The organism is Curtobacterium sp. B18 (assembly GCF_000333375.1).
Classification (GTDB): domain Bacteria; phylum Actinomycetota; class Actinomycetes; order Actinomycetales; family Microbacteriaceae; genus Curtobacterium.
Genome location: NZ_BACZ01000762.1, coordinates 1 through 1,613, shown reverse-complemented (window position 1 = coordinate 1,613; position 1,613 = coordinate 1). Strand labels below are relative to the sequence as shown.

3 protein-coding genes are annotated in these 1,613 nt (G+C 77.8%); all 3 read left to right on the top strand.

The window, feature by feature from the left end; genetic code table 11:
* On the top strand, positions 1–350 hold a 350-nt coding region (locus I5E_RS20180; RefSeq protein WP_031263301.1), incomplete at its 5' end, for an ABC transporter permease subunit.
* Positions 347–1,228: an ABC transporter permease gene (locus I5E_RS20175; RefSeq protein ID WP_022908572.1), complete on the top strand. Its 882-nt coding sequence runs from the start codon at positions 347–349 to the stop codon at positions 1,226–1,228. The genes I5E_RS20180 and I5E_RS20175, both read left to right, overlap by 4 nt.
* Positions 1,225–1,613, top strand: a 389-nt coding sequence (locus tag I5E_RS20170; protein ID WP_031263299.1) for an ATP-binding cassette domain-containing protein, incomplete at its 3' end; no start/stop codon positions are given. The genes I5E_RS20175 and I5E_RS20170, both read left to right, overlap by 4 nt.

Genomic DNA, 1,613 nt, shown 5'->3' with positions numbered 1-1,613 from the left:
GTGAGACCCGCGCCGGGCTCTTCGGACGGCACCTGCTCCGGCACGCCGCGCTGCCGGGGATCGCCCTGTCCGCGTGGGCGTTCGGTTCGCTCGTGTCCGGCGCGGTCGTCGTCGAGTCGGTGTTCGCGCTGCCGGGCATCGGGCGCGCACTCGTGACGGCGGTGACGCAGCGGGACATGCCGCTCGTCGCCGGCATCGCGCTCGTGTCGGCCGCGGCGTACGTGGTCGTGCTGGCCGTGGCGGACCTCGTCGAGCGTGCGGTGGATCCGCGGACCGGCGGGACCGGCGGGGCGGACCGGACCCGGCGTCGCACCCCGCGCGCCACCCGGGACACGGCGGGCGCACGGTGAGCGGCATCGCCGACCCGAGCCTCCGGGCCGGTGCACCGGGCGACGCACCCGCCGGACGGTCCGAGCGGTCCCGTGGGGGGACGCTCGGCCCGGCCGGATGGACTGCGGCCGCCGTCGTGGCTCTGGCCGTGGTCGCGGCGGCCTGGCCGGCGCTGCTCGGCGGTGGCGACCCGCTCGCCGTGCACCCGTCCGAGGCGCTCCGGGCGCCGTCGTGGTCGAGTCCGTTCGGCACCGACGAGTCCGGACGGGACGTGCTCGCCCGGGTCGTCGCCGGCACCCGGGCGTCGCTCGTGGTGGGCGTGGTCGCGACCCTCGTCGGCGGCGGGGTCGGCATCGTGCTCGGCCTCCTGGCCGGCCTCGGCGGGCGGGTCGTGGACGCGGTCGTCGGCCGGCTCACCGAGGTGGCGTTCGCGCTCCCGCTGCTCCTCGTCGCGCTGGTCGTCATCGCGGTGACCGGCCCCGGACCCGTCCCGGCGATGCTCGCGGTCGGGTTCGCCACCGCGCCCGGGTACGCCCGGATCGTGCGCGGCCTCGTGCTCCGTGCGCGCCGCTCGCAGGTGGTCGAGACCGCCGTGCTGATGGGACGCTCCCCCGCCGCGATCACCGTGCGGCACGTGCTCCCGGCGGCCCTCTGGCCGGTCGTGGCCGTCGGGACGCTCGGGGTCGGGCAGGCGATCGTGTGGGCCTCCGCGCTGAGCTACCTCGGCGTCGGTACCCCGCCGCCGGCGCCGGAGTGGGGCGCGATGCTGGCGGACGGTCGCACGTACCTGCAGACCGCGCCGTGGATGAGCGCCTTCCCCGGCCTCGCGATCGTGGTCACGGCGACCGCGGTCACGGTGCTCGGCCGGGCGATCCGACGAACAGGAGTGATCCGATGACCGTGCTCGACGTGCAGGGGTTGACCGTCGCCATCGGCGGGACGGTGGTCGTGCGGGACGTCGCGTTGCGCGTCGAGGCCGGCGAGTGCGTCGCCCTCGTCGGTGCCTCCGGCTCCGGCAAGACCGTGACCGCCCGGGCCGCGCTCGGCCTGTCGGCGCCCGGGTCGTCCGTCCGGGTCGACCGGCTGCGGGTGGCCGGGCTCGACGTCCGGGCGTTCTCGGACCGCCGGTGGCGGAGCGTGCGCGGATCGCGCGTGGGGTACGTCGGCCAGGAGGCGCTCGGCGCCCTCGACCCGCTCCGCCCCGTCGGGCGCGAGGTCGCCGACGCCCTGCGGCTGCACACGGACCTGCGGGCCGCGGAGCGCGTTCAAGGCGTGCGCGCCGC